The sequence below is a fragment of the Rhodococcus sp. 24CO genome (genome assembly GCF_050586165.1).
Taxonomy (GTDB): Bacteria; Actinomycetota; Actinomycetes; order Mycobacteriales; family Mycobacteriaceae; genus Rhodococcus_F.
Genome location: NZ_JAZFNF010000003.1, coordinates 446,723 through 466,010 on the forward strand (window position 1 = coordinate 446,723; position 19,288 = coordinate 466,010).

Here is a 19,288-nt window from a genome sequence, read left to right on the forward strand (position 1 = left end):
CCAGTTGCCCAGAACACAGCAGAAAGCCCGTCAATTCCATGAGGAACTGCCGGGCTTTCGCGAGGGCTCGGAGTTATCCCTTGACTACCTGGGTGCCACCGGCCAGTTGGTCGTGCTTGCCCTGTTTGGTGGGGCTGTTGTTGATGGTCACCGCGATGACGATGTACGCGATAAACGCGAGGAGACCGCCGATGATCGGAATGATCGACAGCAGTGTGAATGCATTTCGGATCGCAGACTGCTGCGGTGTGGGCTTGGGAGCGCCGGCAGGTCCATGCACCGAGAGACCGAGCATCTTCTTGCCCAGCGTCCAGCCCTGCGTTACTTCCATTCCTACGAAGTACGCGAAGGTCAGGATTCCCGAGAACAGCCCGGAGATCAGAATCAAGCTGTCCGCGTCACTGACCAGGACTGCGAGAATTGCCGCGACGATGCCGACGATGATGCCGTCGATGATGCGGGCAGCGAGGCGCAACCACAGGTCACCCGGCTGGGCACCGGAAGGCAGTCGCGTCGATCCACCGTAAGCGCCCTGATCATTGAACTGCGGTGGCGGCGGAAAGTTCCCGCCCTGAGGCGGCGGCGGATATCCACCGGGAGGCGGGTAGTTCCCCTGCGGCGGTGGGTAGTTGCCCTGCGGGGGTGGGTAGTTGCCCTGCGGGGGTGGGTAGTTGCCCTGCGGGGGCGGGTATCCACCGGGAGGCGGGTAATTCCCCGGGGGTGGCCCGGCGGGGGAGCCCCCCGTCGGCTGGTAGCCGCCACCGGGAGGTGTGACGGGCGGTGGGTAGCTACCTGGCGGCGGTGATTGCGGCTGGCTGTACGGATCTTGTGGTGATTGGTTTCCGTCGTTCGGATTCTTGTTGGGGTCGTAACCGCCGGTCGTCATTGTTTCCCCTCAGTCGTGAATGCGCGTCGAAGCGTTCAAGCCAGCCACAGCATTCGAGTGTGACACTGATTACGACCTTAACCGCCTTAAGCGATAGATGTTGGTGTCACTTAGGCCCTCGTGTGTCGATGTCATCTGTGGTTTAGGCTGCGTTTCATGACGAGTTCCGGGGAGAACGGCGAGATATCTCCCGATAAATACGTGCCTGAACCCGGATATGGCGAGGTTCCCAGCCTCCCGCAGGAAGGTTCCGGAGAATCTGCGGGAAAACAGCAGTCGTATTGGGAGATTCCGGCGACACCATCGCCAACCGAGCAGTACCCGGGTTATCCACCGCCGTCGTACACCCCGACCCCAGAGCCACCAGCGCAGTATCAACAACCGCAATACCAACAACCGCAATACCAACAACCGCAATACCAACAACCACCGCAGTACCAGCAGTACCAACAGCCACCGCAGTACGGACCTCCCGGCCAATTCGGTGGGTACGTGCAATCAGCGGGAACGAACGGGCTTGCAATAGCGTCGTTGGTGACGGCAATTGTGGGTGGCTGCTTTTACGGACTCGGCGCGATTGTCGCGATAATTCTGGGCGTCGTCGCGCTCAATCAGATTAAACAAACAGGCCAACAGGGTCGTGGGCTCGCGATTGCAGGTATTGCCGTCGGTGCCTCGGTTATCGCCATGTGGGTGATATTCGTGATCTTTGTCGCGGCGGTTGGTTCCGTCTAACGCCAGCGTCGATGCTGCGCAGGTGATGCGACTGCGAGCGGCGGTTCCTGAATTGCTGTGGTGTGAGCGTCGGCGGGGAGTGGTTTGCCGAAATAGTAACCCTGGCCTGTGGTGCATCCTGCGCGAGTGACGGCTGCTGCTTGTTCGGCAGTCTCGACGCCTTCGGCGATGGACTCCATTCCGAGTTTGACGGCGATCGCGGCGATGGTCTCCATCACGATGAATGCCCGCTCGGACGAGTGCTGCGTGTCGCTGAGAGCCCAGGTGAGGCTCTGGTCGATCTTCAGGATATCGAGTGGCAGTTCCGACAGAGCCGCAAAGGACGCAAAGCCGGCTCCGAAATCGTCGAGTGCTATCCGGATGCCTTCTTTGTGCAGTGTCGCCAGCGTGGCGGCGGCATTCTGGCCGACGACGCCGAGTTCGGTGACTTCTACGATGACTTTGTTGTGCGGTGTGCCGGAGCGGTCCAGGGTGTCGATTATTTCTCGGGCAGCATTGTCGGTCGACAGTTGGCGTGGCGAGAAATTCACCGCGATATTCAACTGATCATCCCAGTGGGAGATGTGCGCGCAGATCAAGTCGAGGGTTTGCAATCCGATGGGAATGATCAAGCCGGACAATTCAGCAGATCGCATGAAATCTTGCGGTTCGATGACTCCACGAAGGGGATGGCGCCAGCGAAGGAGGGCTTCGTAGCCGGTAATAGTCGAGGTTTCCAGGTGTACCTGGGGTTGGTACAGCACTTCGAATTGATGGTCGTCGAGTGCCTCGCGAAGCTCGCGAACCATGCGGATTCCTTTTCGTTCTGTTCCCGCCCCACCGCACTGCCGCGCGGTTGCCCTCCAGCGGGTGCTTTGGTCATGTCGAGGGCAAGCCCCGCTTGTAACCTGCCCAGGGCTCCTCGTCCTGGTTCCCTGCACCTATGCCGAAACGGTACTTCACTCAGCGGCAATTGCCAATGATTAACTATTGTCTGGATCTCTTGGCGGGATCCAAGGGATCGACAGATGTGAAGATCCAGGGGTCGCCCGGAACCTTCTGTGGATCGAAGCGATCAGCTAGTTCCGTCGGTGAAACTACTTCGCCAGGTTCAGACAATCCGATGCTCGACGCAATCAGAGTCAGAACTTGGGGTGGGGTTCGGCCGAGGTCGCGTTGATCGGAGAGCGTGACCGCCCCGTCCCGTTTGGCGAGACGCTTGCCTTCGGAATTAAGTGCGAGGGGGACATGGGCGTAGATCGGCGGTGTAATGGCGAGGAGTGTTGCCAGGTAGGCCTGTCGCGGTGCTGATGTAAGGAGGTCGTCGCCGCGTACAACCTGATCGACGTTCTGAGCGCCGTCGTCGACGACGACTGCCAAGTTGTATGCGGGAACCCCGTCGCCGCGGAGTAGCACCACATCGTCAACCATTCCGGATACTTTGCCGTGCAACATATCTCGCACAGTAAATGACGTCGTCTCGGCGCGCAGGCGCAGCGCGGGCTTTCGGCCGGAGGCCAGCTTGTCGGCTTGCTCGGAAGGAGTGAGATTCCGGCACGTTCCGGGGTAGGCGCCGTCCGGGGCGTGTGGCGCGGAGGGGGCCTGCTGAATTTCCTTGCGGGTACAGAAGCACGGGTACGTCAGCCCGCGATCGGTCAGTGACGTGATCGCGTCTGCGTACCGCGGCAGTCGGTCGGACTGTTTGACGACGTCACCGTCCCAGTCGAGGCCCAGCGCGCGCAGGTCACTCAGTTGACGTTCCATGGCGCCTGGCCGCACACGATCCAGATCTTCGACGCGAATGAGAAAGTCGCGACCGGTGGTCCGGGCAAACAGCCAGGCAAGGAGGGCAGTGCGAAGGTTTCCCAGATGCAGATCGCCGGAAGGGCTCGGTGCAAATCGTCCTGCTCCTGGCACGTCAGGCCCTGGATCCACGAGCGGCGGGAATTTCCATGTCGTGGAGGGTGAGCTTTATCTGACTCTCCAAGGCGTACTCGAGATAGTGCGGCGGATACATGCCGGGATTGCCTATCGCGTCCAGCGCCAGTCCGTCGACGGTTGCGAGGAGAAGCGCTGCGCGGGTTTCAGCTTCAGGCAATCTGATTCCGATCAGAACTGCGCAGATGCCGGTGCGAATGGTGAACAGCATCGTCCGCCGAATTTCCGCCAACGATTCGCTGGTGACAGCGCGGATGGCAAATGCGGCAAGGACGTGTGCTTCGCGTGTGCGCTGCTGGTCGAGGGGAAGCAGTTGTGACAAAGCTTGGAACAGCACAACGTGTGGGTCGGTTCCGGCTGGGGATTGGGTGAGGCGGCCCAGCATTCGCTCCGCCAGGGTGCGCAGAGCGAATGTGAGCATCTCGTCCTTGGTCGAGAAGTGGTGCTGCACGGCGCCGATCGAGACGTCGGCGCGCTTTGCCACCTCGCGCACACTCGCATTCTCGAGTCCTGATTCGGCGGCAACATCGAAAAGTGCCGTGGCCAGCAAGTCCGGGTTGGTGGCTGATTTCCGACGTTCAGGCATGCGACGGACATTACCCGCGTATCGAAGCAATCTGCACGTCAGGGGTGGTTTTTCAGACGGCCCTGCCGAGATATGCGAGGAGTTTGGTTGCCTTGTCCGCATCATCGGCAACGGCGATCTCGGGGCCGCACACCCCTGCCATGCGAATCGAATCACCGAGGCCGGCAGCAATCTGCGACACCCACTCCACGTCCTTTTCCGGAATGGAAGTGTCGGTGCCCGTCGCGGCTGCAAGATCCCAGCCGTGAATGACCAGATCGAAGCACAGAAAACCGTCGACGGTGGCTCCGAGGTTGGTTCGGCCGAAATGCCCGTCGTATTCGAGGGTCGACTTTTCGGGATCGTCGAGAATCTCCTGCATCGAATCGCGCACTGCTGCCCAGGCAGCGGACGGATTGTCGTCGACGGACGGTCCTGGCGCCAGTTCGAGGCCGACGACCTTGACCATGTCGCGTTCGCTGTCGATCACGTGCCGGACCACGTCGCGCGCCGTCCACCCTTCGCAGGGAGAGTTGTTGTCCCACTGGTCCTCGGGTACTGCATCGATGCGCTGGGTGAAGCCGGCGGCGAGGTCACGGTAGCGATCTGCGGGGGAGATATCGGCTGTAGTCATGGCCCTGATTCTTCAGGATGGGGTCGGGGCGGCGATTGATTATTCGGACATCTTCCGAGAACGTGACCACAGTCGCTGGGGCCGTGCCAGTCGGGAGCTTCACTACGCAGTAGTTCTCGCAGATACCAGCTTCATTTCGCGAGCCTAGCCAGAGCTACCGACACCGTGGTTTCCGATCGTTCTTGTCAGTCGATCGGACCGAACCTGTATCCGAATCCGCGCACTGTCTTGATGTACTTGGGATTGGCCGGGTCGGATTCGATTTTCGACCGCAGACTTTGAATATTGGCGTCGACGGCGCGAGTCTTGGTTGAATTCGTTTCGCCCCACACCTTTGCGAGGAGCTGAGTTCGCGAGTGGACGTGGCCGGGGTGCATCGACATTTCGAGGAGCAGGCGCAATTCGGTTCGCGTGAGGTCGAGGCGTCGACGGCGGATGGTGGCGGTCATCGATCGGCGATCGATCGTCAACTCTCCGTGGCACTCTCGCTTGTCCGTCTGTGGGGCGGGTGTGCTGCGGAGGAGGCCCGTTATCCGAGAATCGAGGCTGCGAGCGTCGAGGGTGTTGATGGCGAAATCCGACGCGACTTGTGGTGGTGCGTCGTCGATGTCCTCGGGGGATTCGACGATCATGATGATCGGAATCTCGCTGCGGAGCCGGATTTGGCGGGCAACCTCGAAGCCGTCGATGTCCGGGAGTGAAAGATCGAGAACGGCAACGTCGAAGCTGTCGGTACCGAGTGCGTCGAGGCTGTTTCGTCCGGAGGCGAACAGATGAACGGTGTGGCCGACGCGCTCGAGTTCGACGCCGAAGGTCTCCGCTAGCGCAGGCTGATCCGTCGCCGCGAGAATCACGCTCATGTAGTGCCGCCCTGTTGCTGCTCGTCTCGGTAACCCGTCAATACCGACAACCCGTCAATACCGACTTCCGTCAGTGTCGCAGATCACTATCGACCGGGCCACTTCGGGCGCGCGGAGCGGGAAACTCGCAAACAAGAACGACCCAGGGTTCCAGGCAATGCGCTGCTACGCTGCCTTTTCGCACGTCGATACGTAACCGGGGGGCTCAGGTGGGGAACGAAGTACTGCAATTCTCGCTGACGCGGCAGCGGCAATGCCCGAGTCGGCTAGCGGCCCGGCCGCCGCGAGGGCCGGTGACCCGATTCCCGCCGGATTACGACTCCGCCGGGGACACGATGAGCACCGAAACCATTTTGCCGGATGGATATCGGATGGTCTTCGACGAGCATCCACGCGGAGCGGGCCTGACCGGGTCGTCGCCGTGTTTCCCCCGACCCGAAGCATCGGATCATCCGAACGCGCCCGTGCAGATCGATCAACCATGACCGGGCCCGCGTCCTCGTTTCCCGAGTTGACTGTCCTCGCTCGCCAAGTCGACGCCGAGGTCGGGAAGGTTCGCGCCCGCGCAGATGCTGGAGGTGGTGCAGTCAGCATCGAGGTCGACGCGTACGGCACGATCACTGACCTACAACTGACCGAGAGTTGCCTCCGGGCCGGCCACGCTGCACTCTCCGCCGCGATCACAGCGTCCCACCGAACCGCTTGCGCGGCAGCAGCGGAGGCCGCGCAGGAACTACGCGCGCCGCTCCTTCGCGACTCTCGCGTCGCCAGGGCAATGGAGGCGTTCGATCAGGTGCCGGCCGCACCCGAAACTCGAGTGCTGCGACGAGTGAACCGTGCACCGGTCGACGACGACCCACCTTTCGGCGGCGGTTCGTTCATGTGACGTGCCTGAACTCTGGCAAAAAAAGAACCCCCTGTGAACCGCTTCTCAGCAGTTCACAGGGGGTTCTTTTGGCGGAGGATAGGGGATTTGAACCCCTGAGGGCAAGTCAACATGCGGGATCTCGCAGATACGTCGAATTGCTCTCCACCTGCGGTGTAACACGCTGGTTCAATGCCGAGCGACACCTAGATACTTGGAGACACGTCGACGGTGTTGCATATCCCGTTGCATGAAATTCGCCAACCTGCGATTGGGCTCGGGTGACCCAGACCAGAACCTCGCCAACAACGCTGGCTCAGTCGCGCCACACCGCACTTCGCAATTGCGCCACTCATCGGCGCAGGTCTAGCCCAATCGCGCCTAGTGGCGACATTCGCGCCACGCGTGGCGCGTGGCGCGGGCGGACGGACCCGGTGACTGTACGCGCACACTGGACGTGGCAGTTGCAAGCCGGATTGGGAGCGTGGGGACATATCCGTACGCAGAATGCGGCCTCGCGCCGGTTTGCATGGCGTGACCGGCGCGAGTGTCGGCACTGGCCTCGACTTGCGTCGATGCTCGCCCGTGACAGGCGCGACCGCTTCGAGGATCAGGCGCAACTGGGGCGCAACCCCGCATGCCGCGGCACGGGCTATCCGGGTTCACCCTCGTCACGCTCCACTCGGCCGGTGCCTACGCCAAGAAGTGCTTGAGGGTTCGGCCAACTATTGACCGGGCATCCGTTGGCCTGCCCCAACGCAGGAGAGGCACCCAGCAATCGGGTGCCTCTCCGGTGTGCGCGCAGGGGGAGCGCTACACAGTGACCTCGACCCACTCACCAAACGGCGGTGCTTCAGCCGACAAGATGCGAACGGGCTTGTTGTCAAAGGGCGGTTGCACAAGCTCCTCGACCTTGAACCGCTTGGTCTCATCACCATCGTCGGGGAAGACGTACGTCCCTGTCCCGGCTGCGAGATCAGCCGCGGCGATGGCGTCGGTCTCGTCGCCGCGGCCAGCGGTCTCAAAATATCCGCGATTGGACATCACGCGCTGAATGTTGGCGAAACCCTCGTTGTCGGTGCGTTCCCAAATCTTGCTGTCGGCCATCGTGCCCTCTCGTTGGGTGAGATCTGAGCCTATCGGATCGAGCGCATCCAATGGATGCGAAGTCATCCACGACGATAATGCCTGTTCAATGACGGAATTATTGGGTACACCCAAGCTCGCTGCTCGCTGTTCAACCTCGGCAAGCAGCGAATTTGGGGCGCTCCCCTTGAAGGAGCCACGGTCACTCCCTTTGAGAGGCTCCGGCCGATTGGCGATGTAATCCCATGGCCAGAGATTTAGTACATCGAGGTACATTTTCGGCGTCAAGAACATATCTTCGCCGGCCTCGAACCAGGGGAGAATCCTGCAGCCGGCCGACTTCTTTGTTGCGACGCCTGCGTGGTGAATGAAGTCGTTACGGATCTTCCCAAGGTCACCGAAGAAATCGTGCTGGTAGTCGCGGAAATCGCAGCCCTGGAGCTTCGCAATCTCCTTCCGGTAGTGGTCATCCCACTGGGAATGGACGTAACTTATCCACTGAGCTCCGAACTGCTTCTGAACCTCGAGCGGCCGAGGTCGAAGTGATTGCCCTTGGAACGCAGAGATCATTGACTGAAACCCGGGGTGTGAGGCGGCGACGACTTCTTCGATACTGACCGTCGTATCGCTCGGATTGGTGACAACGCTGATTGGCTCGACCGATAAGTCAACCCAGCGAGGGTTTGGCTCATTTCCTCTATCCCGCAGACTCTCCGTTACCCCGTTCAAACGTTTTTCCCACTCGGTGTGAGAAAGTTCGACAGTTCCGTGGGGTCCCAGCAGAGCAGCGAGCATAGAGACCTTCACAGTTCTTTTCAGCTCACTCACGAGGCCGGTCACGGTGGCCAACTCGGGTTCCTGGATAAGCCCCTTTAGTGTTAAGTCAGCTTTTTCGACCGCTTCAAGCATGGTTCCGATTTGGGCCACGGGGTCTAGAGATGGATCCAAACCCGTGATGGCGGTGTTGACCGGTTCCAACGCTTTGTACAAATCGGATCCTTCTTCTGGACGCGAGTTCATCCAGGCATACGAAAATGGGAGGGAGAAGATTGTATAAGCGAACCGCCTATTGTACTGCGTATTGTGGTGCTGAATTCGTAAACCTTCGAGCGCCTGCGGCATCGTCAAGTTCTGAAAATCGCGGACGTTCTCGAGTACTCGGCGCCATCGCGCCACGGTGCTTATGGCAGTCATGGGCCAACGGTAGCGGTCGTCTTAGGCAAGGGTGTGCTTGTTTGAGAACGGGCCGGATCCTGGTGTGTTGGAGCGCGAACACCGAACCCAGGCTGAGGCTCTGGGATGCCGTTGATGACCCGAACACATCGCAGCACAAGGTCGGCCTTGCCAGGAAGGGACGAAGCGTGTTGCCGCCAGAATCTGGTAGGCGCGGCTAGCGGAATGACTCTCGATCTCTAGGTCTCGCCGGCCGCGCTCAGCGAAGAGCCCCATCTAACTGAATGATATTTTGAAAGCATGACCCTGATAGCTGATGACCCCATCATTGTGGCTAAGTTCACGCGTGCCGCGAAGCATGGTATTGAACTGCGTGAGAACATCTCGAAATGGGTCAAGGAGGATACAGAACTAATTATTGATCAATCCGATGATCTTAGGATCGGCAGACTTCGGCTCGCCGTCTCGTCTCCGCCCAGGGTGGCCGACTGGTCTGTAATCCTCGGCGATACGATTCATAATCTGCGGTCAGCTCTTGATATCTGGATGTACAAATATATTGTCAGCACGTGCCCCGATGAACTTGAGGTCGAACACAAGAATATCTATTTCCCGGTGTGCGACACGGGCAAAGCGTTCACAAGCTGGAAGAATAGAACTGGATCCTACCTCTCGGGCGATATGATAACCGCCCTGCTGGAGGTGCAGCCGTATAAATTGGACGCCCCGCTGGCGCAGAGTGCTATGTGGCTTATTCACCAGTTCGATATTGCAGATAAACACCGGGAACCGCTAGTGATGGACCTTGCGTCGCAGGATGGGCTAAGTCCTTTCACCTTCACTACCGAACATCCGGAATTTACCGAGGACTCAATACGTATTCGTGCTTCTAGTGTCTCAATCTCAGAAGGTGGCCTCATGGTTATCATCGAAAGCGATTATCCGCTGTACAAGCTTACGCTGAGCGGGGGGCTGAATTTGATTCCCTATTTCAAGTTCGAAGATAACAGCTATCAGATGGTTCACACCCTGACTCAATTTATGCCGGGTGTTCAGCAACTGCTGCGTAGGGTGGAAGAGTTGGGAACATCGACCGGGTTGGGATAAGTGCGGTGTGGGCGTGTTTCGGGTCATTTGCGCTGTAATTCGATAGGTTCGATGCGTACGCGAACGTCGGCGCTGAGGCTGGCAAGGTTATGGAACCTGTTTTTTCGTAAATGGACTCAGCCGACAACTGGCCGCTAAGTGCGCCATGTTTGCCCTTCTTGATCTGCCTGGAAATTGGGCGGCATCGAGTGAAATTGGGCGGCATCGAGAGGTTGCTGGTCTTACCTCTGGCCTTATTTCGACCCCCTTTGATTTGTCCCAGTAAGGGAAACTGGAAGAGCGCTGGGCTTCCTGAGGGGTCGGTTCTCAAAAAACCCGTTGGCCGAGTTGCATGTTTTGAGACACGCAGTGAATACGTGCGCATCTCTGGGGGGGGGCATTGGTGAGCCGCATTGTGTATCAAGGGCATTCGATGTCAGGCGCGAGGCCGAGGTACGAAGGCCGCAGAGCGCGCGCCCGCGCGCATCAAGCACTGACAAAGAATGGCGCCTCTGCGTAATAGTCTGCGCGCCTCCGGTGCTCGACTTAGAGCCTATCTCGGATGTCAAGGGCGCCAAGCGCTTTCTCGGCTTGGGGAGTTGCCGCAGGTCTGCGCGCGGCCCAGCAGGTCGCGCTGCCATAGCGCGTATTCCGCCGGGGAGCTGGAGTGCCTGGGCCGTATTGTCGCCGCGTCCGCGCCTGTCCGGTACGGGAATGGCCTGACGCGCGAGCGCAAATCGCTTCACGGCCCGGAGCCTTCCGGCACTTCGCCCATTGCTGCCAGTTGGGTTGGCTGACTCATGGGCTATCTGGTGTCTGGAAGTCGGGCAGTGACCAATGGGTGGTGCGGGGGAACCCTCGGTGGTGATAGATGACGCGGAGTCGTTTCGCGGTTCGCTGCACCACGCGCTCGGAGTAGCCGACCTTGCGGGCGGCGTCTTTGACATCCTTCGCGGGCGCTAGACCCTGCTCTTCGAGAAAGTCGTGCAGCCAAGCCGCCACGCCTTCGCGGTCGTCGTCCTCGTCGCTGGAAGCGAGCAGGTCGCGGGCGTCGTCGGTTGTCTCGCCACCCCACTCGATCCGGCCAACGCTCGTTGGACCGTCCAGTGTTTCAACTAGCGCCGGCACGATCCGGACCGATGCCGAGGGCGTCTCGGGGGCAAGGTTGGACTTGGTGTTGGTGATGACGAGTTCGTCTGTGTTTGGGCGCTTTGCTACGGCGAGGACCGAGCGGGGCACCTGCGACCACGCCAGTGACCCGAGAATCAGCTTGCCGGTGTCGTTGCTGTCCTTCTTTCCGAAGTGGCAGATGCCGAGGACGCAGTAGTCGAGTCGCGCAGCCGAGCGGTTGAGTGGTTCCAGGAACTGGCGGACCTTACGGTCGTCGTGGCCGTCAATTCGGCTATCCATGACGGAGGTTGCCGCATCGAGCACGACGAGCGCGACATCATGCTCAGCGATGAGGCGTTCGAGTTCTCGGAGGTCACCGGGGAGACTGACCGTGCCGTCTGCTTCTCCACCATCGGTCCGGACGTTGACGAACTGCACACGGTCCAGGTTGGCGTCGGCAGCTTGCAGGCGTGGGCGGACGGTATAGCCGGGGTCGTCCTCAGTGCACAGGTAGATCACATTCCGGGGCGTCCCGTACAACTCGCCTTTGAGGGACCCACGGGTGACGCTGGCCGCCAGCCAAACGGCAAGGGTGGACTTGCCGAGGCCTTCGCGACCGGCCAGCAGGTTGAGGCCGCCGAGGATCAGCCAGGCGTCGAACAGCCACCGCACCCGCCGAGCCTCCACCTGAGATGCCGGGGTGGCGACGAGTTCACGGCCAGGACGTAAACGGGCGACCTCGACGAAGTCGGTGACCAGGTGGCCGGCCGCAATGTGGTCGGCGGCATCCTTGCCGGACTTTGCCTCCACGATGGATACCGACCGGGCGCGGCCGCTGAGCAGTTCGACCACCTGGGCGGCATGCCGCCGACCGGGGTCGTCCTTGTCCTGCACGATCACCACGTGCTTGCCGTGCAAGGGGGTGAGATCGCACAGGTTGGCCTTGCCTGCCCCCTGCGGCGTGCACGTGGCCGCCACACCTTCGGTTTCGAGCGCGTGCACGTCCTTCTCGCCCTCAGCCAAGTAGATGGTGTGTGCGTCAACGATTCTGTCGAGACGGTAGAGGCAGGCCGTGCCGTTCGTATTGCCGGTCTGGCGAAATCGTTTGTTGGGCGACCGGTGGACGGTGCGCCCGTCGCGGTACTCGTACGCAACGCCTTTCGGGCTGTCGAACAGGTCGGCCAAGGTAAGCCCGAGTGCATCGAGCACGTCCTCGGTGGGGTCGGAGTGCGAGTGGATGAGGACCTGGGCGCCGACGTCTCGGACGCTGACCGAGCGGTCCCGTTCGCTGTGGCCGGGGGCCTGCGCACTCGCGCGACCGGATCCGCTTTCGACGAACGCCAGGCCGGTCGCCGTGAACGCGTCCCGGACACGCTCGAACGCGGTCACCGCCGACGATGAGGGCGCTCTCACTGGTCCGCCGGGGCATGTGCCTGGGCCTGCGTGAGTAAGTCGAGCAACCGAACGCGTGGGACGAACACACGCCGACCGAGACGAACGCTCGGAATCGTGCCGTCGTCGATCGCCCGTGACACGGTGCGGGCGTCTACCCCAAACAGCGCGGCGACTTCGGTGCGCGTGAGCGCCACTCGGTCGGATCCTCGCAGGGCAGACAGGCCGTGGGCCGTCGGGGCGGCGAAGCCAGGGCCGCTGTTGTGCTCTGAGGAATCAAAAGTAGCTCTATGTTGTTTCATGAAGTGATAAGTACCGAATGATGCTTGGAGTGTCAAGAAGGGCGGAATATTGTTTCTCGACATGGCAACAAAGAATGAGGGGGACACCTGGGCGGAGCGGGTGGCGGCCCAGGTCGGCGGCCAGGTCAAACGCCTACGGGAGCGGGACGAGTGGCCGATCAGCGCCCAGACGTTGGCTGACCTGACAGCCGAACTGGGACATGAGGTCAAGCGGTCGGTGATAGCGAACCTGGAGAGCGGCAGACGAGGCACCGTGACGGTTGCGGACGTGCTGGTCCTTGCCGAGGCGCTACGGGTCCCTCCGGCCATGCTGGTGTTCCCGCTCGGTGCCGAAAGCGCAGTCGAAGCATTGCCGGACCGACAGGTCGAGACCTGGGAGGCTGCTCAATGGTGGAACGGTGAGCGGCCTCCACTGGTTGGTGCGAACCAGCGGCGAGGTCCTCAGGACGACGCCGAGTCGGAGGCGTACGCGACCCTGGCGTCGTACAGGAGGCACAGCCAGTACCTCGGAGAGTTGCGCACGATCAGGCGATGGATGGCCGACCATGTCAGCACGGCGGACGGTGTGGAGCGCTACAAGCTCATGTTGGCCGCGACCTCGGCGGAGCTGGGCGACCTCCGGCGCGACATGACGCGGCGTGGCCTTGTCCTGCCGAAGAACGACGAGGGTGGCGGCAATGGCGAAGGGTAAGCGACGCACCGGCAAAGGGTCGATCACCAAGTACGAGACCAAGGCCGGCACCCGGTGGCGGTGGCAGTTGCGGGTGCCGGTGGATCCCGAGAATCCAGACGAGGGGGAGCGGCAGACTGGCAAGGGTGGCTATCTGACGGCTGCGGATGCGGACGATGCCCTCACCGAGGCTAAGCGCAAGGTGGCAGCGCGGCTGACGTTCGCGCGGACGATGCCGACGGTGGCCGAGTATGCCGGCCGTTGGATAGACGGCCTGTCTCTGGAGGCGTCCACAATCGCTGGATACCGTCGGCTGGCGAGGAACCACGTAGCGCCGCAGCTCGGGAACCTCGGGGTGGACAAGGTGACCGCCACGCGTCTGGCGCGGCACTACCAGGAACTGTTGGCCTCGGGTAGGCGGGACCGAGCGGGCGTGGGAAAGGGCTTGTCGGCGAACACCGTAAGCAAGGTGCACGTGCTACTTGGGGCAATGTTCGAGGCGGCCCGGGCCGATGGGTTGATCCTCACGAACCCCGCCCGCAAGCGGGGGATCGTCAAGGCTCCGACCGGCCGCCAGGTCAAGGCCCAACAGACCGAGATGGTCACGTGGTCGGCCGCCCAGCTGGCGGCGTTCCTGGCCTGGGACCGCGACGAGCACGGGGACAACCTGTTTTCGCTGTGGCACACCGTCGCGCACACCGGCCTGCGGCGGAGTGAGGCGCTGGCCCTCCGGTGGCGGGACGTGGACCTGACCGGCGGCAGGGTGAGTGTTCGGCGGGCGCTGGACACAACGCAGCGCGACGTGGTGAAGCTGACTAAGACCGGCGGCGCGCGGGTCGTCGACATCGATCCGAACACCGTGGCGGTCCTGCGGTCGTGGCGGGGCCAGCTTGGCGGGGTCTCGCTCGACTTGGTGCGCGCCGACGCCTATGTGTTCGGGAATCTGTCGGGCGGCACGCGCAGCCCTAACGAGGTGTCGCGGCGGTGGCGTACCCGAGTGGCCAATGCCCGTGCCGCGCTTGGGGCAGAGGCGCTGCCTGTTGTCACCCTTCATGGGCTACGCCACACGCACGCCACGATCCTGCTTGAGCTGGGGGTGAACCCGAAGGTGGTTCAGGAGCGCCTCGGCCACTCCACGATCAGCACGACCATGAACATCTACAGCCACGTGACGCCGACGATGCAGCGGTCTGCGGCAGATCTTCTGGCTGCGGCCATTGCTGGCAATTAGGGGTCCTGAACAGGGGCCTTGTTGCATATCCCGTTGCATCGCCGCATACGACAAAGGCCCGTGATCAGCTTGTTAGCTGGTCACGGGCCTTTCCCGTTGGCGGAGGATAGGGGATTTGAACCCCTGAGGGCGTTAACCCAACCCGCGTTCCAGGCGAGCGCCATAGGCCACTAGGCGAATCCTCCGTGGAGAAGCATACCCAAGAGAACGCCTGAAGCGTTAAACGGGTATCTGACCTGCGGTTATGTGGCGGAAATCCGGCTGTCGGCCAAAACGCGGCGGGTGGTGTCCCAAGGTTCCGGAAGGCCGTCTACACTGTTCATTGGATCCCGCGCGGCGCGCATCCTGTGAACTCCCCCAGGGCCGGAAGGCAGCAAGGGTCAACGGGCTCTGCCGGGTGCGCGGGGTCCTCTATTTTTTTCACATATCCCGACCCCGCCTCGTCGGTGAAAGGCCGCTCCGGATGCCTATCCAAACCCAGATCGGGTTGATGAGCCATGAAGAACTCACCTCCGAGCATGAGAGCCAGAGCGCGAAGTACTCGCAGCTCCAGGCCCAGAAGCTCGTCCTCGATCTGACTCGCGGTAAGCCTTCGCCTGAGCAACTCGACCTTTCCGCAGCGTTGCTTGCGCTGCCGGGCGACGGTGATTTCCGCGACGGTAGTGGCACCGACTGCCGCAACTACGGTGGCCTGACGGGTCTGCCGGAGCTGCGTGCGATCTTCGGCGAGCTGCTGGGCATTCCTGTTGCCAACCTTCTCGCAGGCAACAACGCGAGCCTCGAGATCATGCACGACAACGTTGTGTTCTCACTGCTCCACGGCACTCCTGATTCGGCGCAGCCATGGGCGCGCGAAGAGAAGATCAAGTTCCTCTGCCCGGCTCCCGGTTACGACCGCCACTTTGCGATCACCGAGTCGTTGGGCATCGAGATGATCGCGATCCCGATGAACCATGACGGTCCTGACGTTGCGAAGATCACGGAACTGGTTGCCGCGGATCCGCAGATCAAGGGCATGTGGGTTGTTCCGGTGTATGCCAACCCGACCGGTGCGGTGTATTCGGAAGAGATCGTCGCTGAGCTGGCGTCGATGCCGGCCGCGGCCCCTGATTTCCGTTTGTACTGGGACAATGCGTACGCGGTTCACCCGCTGTTCGGTGAGATCGCACCGTCGTACGACGTTCTGACGATGGCTGCAGAAGCCGGACATCCCAACCGTCCGCTGGTGTTCGCGTCGACGTCCAAGATCACCTTTGCCGGTGCCGGTGTCAGTTTCTTCGGTGGCTCTGCCGAGAACCTTGCGTGGTACCAGAAGCACCTCGGTAAGAAGAGTATCGGCCCGGACAAGGTCAACCAGCTCCGCCACTTGCGGTTCTTCGGTGATGCGGATGGTGTTCGCGCGCACATGGAGAAGCATCGCGAATTGCTCGCGCCCAAGTTCGAATTGGTTCTGAAGATCCTCGAGGATCGGTTGGGTGCGTCGAAGGTCGCGTCGTGGACCGAGCCGAAGGGCGGCTACTTCATCAGCCTCGACGTTGTCGACGGCACGGCAAAGCGCGTCATCGAACTCGCGAAGAATGCCGGTATTGCGCTCACTGCGGCCGGTTCTGCCTTCCCGTACAGCACGGATCCGGATGATCGGAACATCCGTCTGGCCCCGAGTTTCCCTTCACTCGGGGATCTCGAGGTTGCCATGGACGGTGTCGCGACGTGTGTCCTGTTGGCGGCAACAGAATCGCGTCTCACCGAAAGCTGAGTCGCCCGTGGCGGCGCGCCCAAGTCGTGGGCGCCGGTCATCTCTTGTAGCGTTCGGTGCACCAGTTCCTGACATTGGCGCATATCCGGAGGTTGTACGTGGCGGGTGCAGTCAATGCTTCGGAAAGTGCTGTGGTGGAGATGAGTTCAGGGGGATCTGAATTACGGCAGGCGACTCCGCAGCGAATAATGCGGGTCGGTGTGATCGGCTTTGTCGTTCTCGCAGCGCTTGCTGTCGCTTCTGTCTTGATGGTCCTGTTCGGTGTTCCGATGGACGTGATCTATTGGGGTATATTCCACAATTTCCTCGATCTCGACGTCTACCGCCACGGCGGCAGTTTTGTGGTGCAGGGACTGCCGTTGTACGACGGTCCGGTTCTCAAGGGAATGATGTTCACGTACACCCCGTTCGCGGGGATCCTGTTCACGGTGTGGGCAGTGCTCACGTTTCAACAGGCGATTGTCGTGTGGACCGTTCTCAACGTTCTCGCGCTTTTTGCGGTGGTCGTGCTGTGCTGGAAATATCTCGGCTACCGCCTCGGCGTCAAGACGTATGCGGTGAGCGCGTTGGCCACCGTCATTTTCCTGTTCATGGAACCGATACGTACGACGCTGTGGCTCGGGCAGATCAACATTTTCCTGCTGCTGTTGATCGTGTGGGATTTGGGCCGGGACGAGAAAAGTCGCCTTCGGGGTATCGGCGCCGGGATCGCGGCGGGGGTCAAACTGACTCCGGCATTCTTCTGGGCGTACCTGTTCATCACGAAGCAGTGGCGCGCCTTGGTGACTGCGGTGATCACGTTCGCCGCGACAGTGGCTTTGGGTTTCATCGTGATGTACAACGACGCGTTGACGTACTGGACAGGCACGCTCTTCGACAGTGACCGGGTGGGACGAACCGACTCACCGAGTAATCAGTCGGTGTCGGGATTGATCGCTCAGGTGACACAAACGCCGGCGCCGTCGAAGGTGCTGGTTCTCGGGTGCAGCGTGGTGGCCGTGTGCCTCGGTCTGGGAGCCGCGTGGATTGCTCACCGCAACGGACAGAAGTTGCTCGGGCTGACCATGACTGGACTCACCGCCACTACCGTGTCCCCCTTTTCCTGGGGTCACCACTGGGTGTGGTTTGTTCCGCTGGTGATTCTGGCTTCTCACTACGCGATGGCGTCGAAGAAGATCTGGGCTTGGGTCGTGCCGATCGTGTTCCTCCTACCCGTCCTGAACTGGTCGCACACGTGGCCGATACCCGCGGCGGATATGCAGGGCACCGACCGCTTTATCGGCATGGGAATGTTCATGCTGCCCTCGCCCGACTACCTGCGAATCGCCATGGTGGCCGTCTATCTGTGGGTGTTTGTCGTGGCCGCTGCCATGACGCTGATCGTGTTCGGTTGGAAGAAATGGACAGTGCCGAATCTGGAAGCTGCAGACGTACCGGCCTGACATGGCAGGATCGGATGTATGGCACTTCATCTGAACCTCGTCGGTGACCCCGACGCGGATGCTCTCCTCTCCGAGGACCCGTTGGCCTTGTTGCTCGGAATGTTGCTCGACCAGCAGGTTCCGATGGAGACCGCATTTCTGGGGCCGAAGAAGCTCGCGGATCGGATGGACGGTCTCGACGTCCGTCGTATTGCGGACATGGACACGGACGCATTCATCGAGATTTGCGCGCAGACTCCGGCAGTCCATCGTTTCCCGAAGTCGATGGGCGAACGTATCCAATCCGTGTGCCAGTTCATCGTCGAAAAGTACGACGGTGACACCGCTGCGATCTGGACGTCGGGTGATCCGAACGGCAAGGAAGTGCTCAAACGACTCAAGGCGCTACCCGGCTACGGCGATCAGAAGGCTCGAATCTTCTTGGCGCTGCTGGGCAAACAAATCGGGGTCCAGCCTGACGGTTGGCGCGAAGCAGCCGGGGATTACGGACTCGAAGGGTCGCGGCGGTCCATTGCCGACGTGGTCGACGAGCAGACGCTTCTCGAGGTCCGCGAGTTCAAGAAAGCAGCCAAGGCCGCAGCAAAGGCAAAATAGTCAGCCGAACTGCGTACCGCTTGTCCGCACCAGCTTCACCAAGTCGCCTGCCGGCCCTTCGAGTTGCCGCGGCGGCCGCCATACGGCTCGCAAGGTGCGGGCGAGGTCGAGGCCGTCCACTTCGACAACCCGCAGGTCACCCGATTTCACCTGCTCACTGACTGCAAGAGTGCTCAGCACTGCCGGTCCGACACCGCCGAGGACGCTGGTGCGGATGGCGGCCGAGCTACCGAGTTCGAGAAGGGGCGTCGCGCGCTCGTACTCCGAAAGCGCAACATCGAGAGTGGTCCGAGTGCCAGACCCTGGCTCGCGGACCAGCAACGGGGTCATAGCCAGTTCGCCGATGGTGAGTGGTTTACGTCGACGGGCCCACGCGTGATCGGGATCGACAACGACCACCAGTGAATCGCGGGCGACGGTGATGCTGTGTAGGTGCCTTGGCACAGTCGGGGATTCGACAAATCCGAGATCGCACATTCCCACGTCGATCGCTTCGATGACACGCGTCGAGTTATAGACCTGCAGATGCACGGTCACGTCGGGGTGTAACCCACGAAAAGTGCCCAGCCACGCCGGGATCAGGTGTTCGGCAACAGTCATGCTGGCGCAGACCGTCAACTCTGCCGATCGCTCGGTCCGCATTCCTTCGGCCACGTCGAGTAGCTGTGTCGAATTGGCCAGGACACGCCGGGCCCAATGGACGATGACGGTACCTTGCGGGGTTAACGTCGCCCCGGTTGATTTTCGGTGGATCAGGGGCATGCCGAGTTGGCGTTCCAGCGCTTTGATCGCGCGGCTGGCGTTGGGCTGCGCGATATGCGCGAGACGGCTTGCAGCGCTTAGACTTCCGTGATCGTCGACGCCGACCAGGAGTTCGAGCGTGGTGAGGTCCGGCCAGCGTCGGGTCATGCGTTCAGGCTATACCCAATTAACTGGGCATATCGTATTGATATGCCGTGATAGTAGAAATCGAGCTACCGGACC

At 61.3% G+C, this 19,288-nt stretch carries 18 protein-coding genes, 1 tRNA gene and 1 other RNA gene; 9 read left to right on the plus strand and 11 right to left on the minus strand.

Annotated features, from left to right (window positions below):
• Positions 1-73: 73 nt before the first annotated feature.
• The gene (locus V2B23_RS09285; RefSeq protein WP_430950074.1) at positions 74-886 is read right to left on the minus strand and encodes an RDD family protein; all 813 of its coding nucleotides are present in this window, start codon (positions 884-886) and stop codon (positions 74-76) included.
• A gap of 156 nt (positions 887-1,042) precedes the next feature.
• Between V2B23_RS09285 and V2B23_RS09290 the strand changes: the two genes are divergently transcribed.
• Entirely contained in the window at positions 1,043-1,621 is a 579-nt protein-coding gene (locus tag V2B23_RS09290) for a DUF4190 domain-containing protein (protein WP_430950075.1), read from the plus strand.
• On the opposite strand, the gene V2B23_RS09295 is transcribed toward V2B23_RS09290, so the two are convergent.
• The 5 genes from V2B23_RS09295 to V2B23_RS09315 form a co-directional block, all read right to left on the minus strand.
• Positions 1,618-2,409, minus strand: a complete 792-nt coding sequence (locus tag V2B23_RS09295) for an EAL domain-containing protein (protein WP_430950076.1) — start codon at positions 2,407-2,409, stop codon at positions 1,618-1,620. The genes V2B23_RS09290 and V2B23_RS09295 overlap by 4 nt on opposite strands.
• 178 nt (positions 2,410-2,587) lie before the next feature.
• On the minus strand, positions 2,588-3,517 hold the full coding sequence (gene gluQRS, locus V2B23_RS09300) for a tRNA glutamyl-Q(34) synthetase GluQRS (protein WP_430950077.1): 930 nt from the start codon (positions 3,515-3,517) through the stop codon (positions 2,588-2,590).
• 1 nt (position 3,518) lies between these two features.
• Positions 3,519-4,124 carry a TetR/AcrR family transcriptional regulator gene (locus tag V2B23_RS09305; protein ID WP_430950078.1) on the minus strand — a complete coding sequence of 202 codons (606 nt, stop codon included), beginning with the start codon at positions 4,122-4,124 and terminating at the stop codon, positions 3,519-3,521.
• 52 nt (positions 4,125-4,176) lie between these two features.
• Complete coding sequence (locus V2B23_RS09310) at positions 4,177-4,737, minus strand: TIGR03086 family metal-binding protein (protein ID WP_430950079.1); 561 nt, start codon at positions 4,735-4,737, stop codon at positions 4,177-4,179.
• Between the two features lie 185 nt (positions 4,738-4,922).
• The gene (locus tag V2B23_RS09315; protein WP_430950080.1) at positions 4,923-5,597 is read right to left on the minus strand and encodes a response regulator transcription factor; all 675 of its coding nucleotides are present in this window, start codon (positions 5,595-5,597) and stop codon (positions 4,923-4,925) included.
• A gap of 481 nt (positions 5,598-6,078) precedes the next feature.
• Here V2B23_RS09315 and V2B23_RS09320 point away from each other — a divergent pair, with 481 nt between their 5' ends.
• Positions 6,079-6,483, plus strand: a complete 405-nt coding sequence (locus V2B23_RS09320; RefSeq protein WP_430950081.1) for a YbaB/EbfC family nucleoid-associated protein — start codon at positions 6,079-6,081, stop codon at positions 6,481-6,483.
• Positions 6,484-7,275: 792 nt separating this feature from the next.
• Here the strand turns inward: V2B23_RS09320 and V2B23_RS09325 are convergent.
• A complete protein-coding gene (locus tag V2B23_RS09325; RefSeq protein WP_430950082.1) occupies positions 7,276-8,742 on the minus strand; it encodes a hypothetical protein in 1,467 nt (488 codons plus the stop codon).
• Positions 8,743-9,021: 279 nt separating this feature from the next.
• Between V2B23_RS09325 and V2B23_RS09330 the strand changes: the two genes are divergently transcribed.
• Positions 9,022-9,828, plus strand: a complete 807-nt coding sequence (locus tag V2B23_RS09330) for a hypothetical protein (RefSeq protein ID WP_430950083.1) — start codon at positions 9,022-9,024, stop codon at positions 9,826-9,828.
• Positions 9,829-10,605: 777 nt separating this feature from the next.
• Here the strand turns inward: V2B23_RS09330 and V2B23_RS09335 are convergent.
• Together V2B23_RS09335 and V2B23_RS09340 are read right to left on the minus strand one after the other, a co-directional pair.
• Complete coding sequence (locus V2B23_RS09335) at positions 10,606-12,330, minus strand: AAA family ATPase (RefSeq protein ID WP_430950084.1); 1,725 nt, start codon at positions 12,328-12,330, stop codon at positions 10,606-10,608.
• Complete coding sequence (locus V2B23_RS09340) at positions 12,327-12,506, minus strand: helix-turn-helix domain-containing protein (RefSeq protein ID WP_430950085.1); 180 nt, start codon at positions 12,504-12,506, stop codon at positions 12,327-12,329. The genes V2B23_RS09335 and V2B23_RS09340 overlap by 4 nt, the downstream gene beginning before the upstream one ends.
• Before the next feature lie 166 nt (positions 12,507-12,672).
• Here V2B23_RS09340 and V2B23_RS09345 point away from each other — a divergent pair, with 166 nt between their 5' ends.
• Positions 12,673-13,302 (plus strand): helix-turn-helix domain-containing protein, encoded by a 630-nt coding sequence (locus V2B23_RS09345; RefSeq protein WP_430950086.1) that lies wholly within the window; start codon positions 12,673-12,675, stop codon positions 13,300-13,302.
• Entirely contained in the window at positions 13,289-14,512 is a 1,224-nt protein-coding gene (locus V2B23_RS09350) for a tyrosine-type recombinase/integrase (protein ID WP_430950087.1), read from the plus strand. Before V2B23_RS09345 ends, V2B23_RS09350 begins: the two co-directional genes overlap by 14 nt.
• A gap of 97 nt (positions 14,513-14,609) precedes the next feature.
• Here V2B23_RS09350 and V2B23_RS09355 read toward each other — a convergent pair.
• A tRNA-Ser gene (locus V2B23_RS09355) sits at positions 14,610-14,697 on the minus strand.
• A gap of 135 nt (positions 14,698-14,832) precedes the next feature.
• Between V2B23_RS09355 and ffs the strand changes: the two genes are divergently transcribed.
• The 4 genes from ffs to V2B23_RS09375 all read left to right on the plus strand — a co-directional run bounded on the left by ffs (position 14,833) and on the right by V2B23_RS09375 (position 18,304).
• An RNA gene (gene ffs, locus V2B23_RS09360) (signal recognition particle sRNA small type) lies at positions 14,833-14,932 on the plus strand.
• Between the two features lie 43 nt (positions 14,933-14,975).
• Positions 14,976-16,268: an aminotransferase class I/II-fold pyridoxal phosphate-dependent enzyme gene (locus V2B23_RS09365; RefSeq protein WP_430950088.1), complete on the plus strand. Its 1,293-nt coding sequence runs from the start codon at positions 14,976-14,978 to the stop codon at positions 16,266-16,268.
• Between the two features lie 98 nt (positions 16,269-16,366).
• Positions 16,367-17,710 (plus strand): glycosyltransferase 87 family protein, encoded by a 1,344-nt coding sequence (locus tag V2B23_RS09370; protein WP_430950089.1) that lies wholly within the window; start codon positions 16,367-16,369, stop codon positions 17,708-17,710.
• A gap of 18 nt (positions 17,711-17,728) precedes the next feature.
• Positions 17,729-18,304, plus strand: a complete 576-nt coding sequence (locus V2B23_RS09375) for an HhH-GPD-type base excision DNA repair protein (protein ID WP_430950090.1) — start codon at positions 17,729-17,731, stop codon at positions 18,302-18,304.
• On the opposite strand, the gene V2B23_RS09380 is transcribed toward V2B23_RS09375, so the two are convergent.
• Positions 18,305-19,213 carry a LysR family transcriptional regulator gene (locus tag V2B23_RS09380; protein WP_430950091.1) on the minus strand — a complete coding sequence of 303 codons (909 nt, stop codon included), beginning with the start codon at positions 19,211-19,213 and terminating at the stop codon, positions 18,305-18,307. It abuts the gene before it with no gap.
• Positions 19,214-19,288 lie beyond the last annotated feature (75 nt).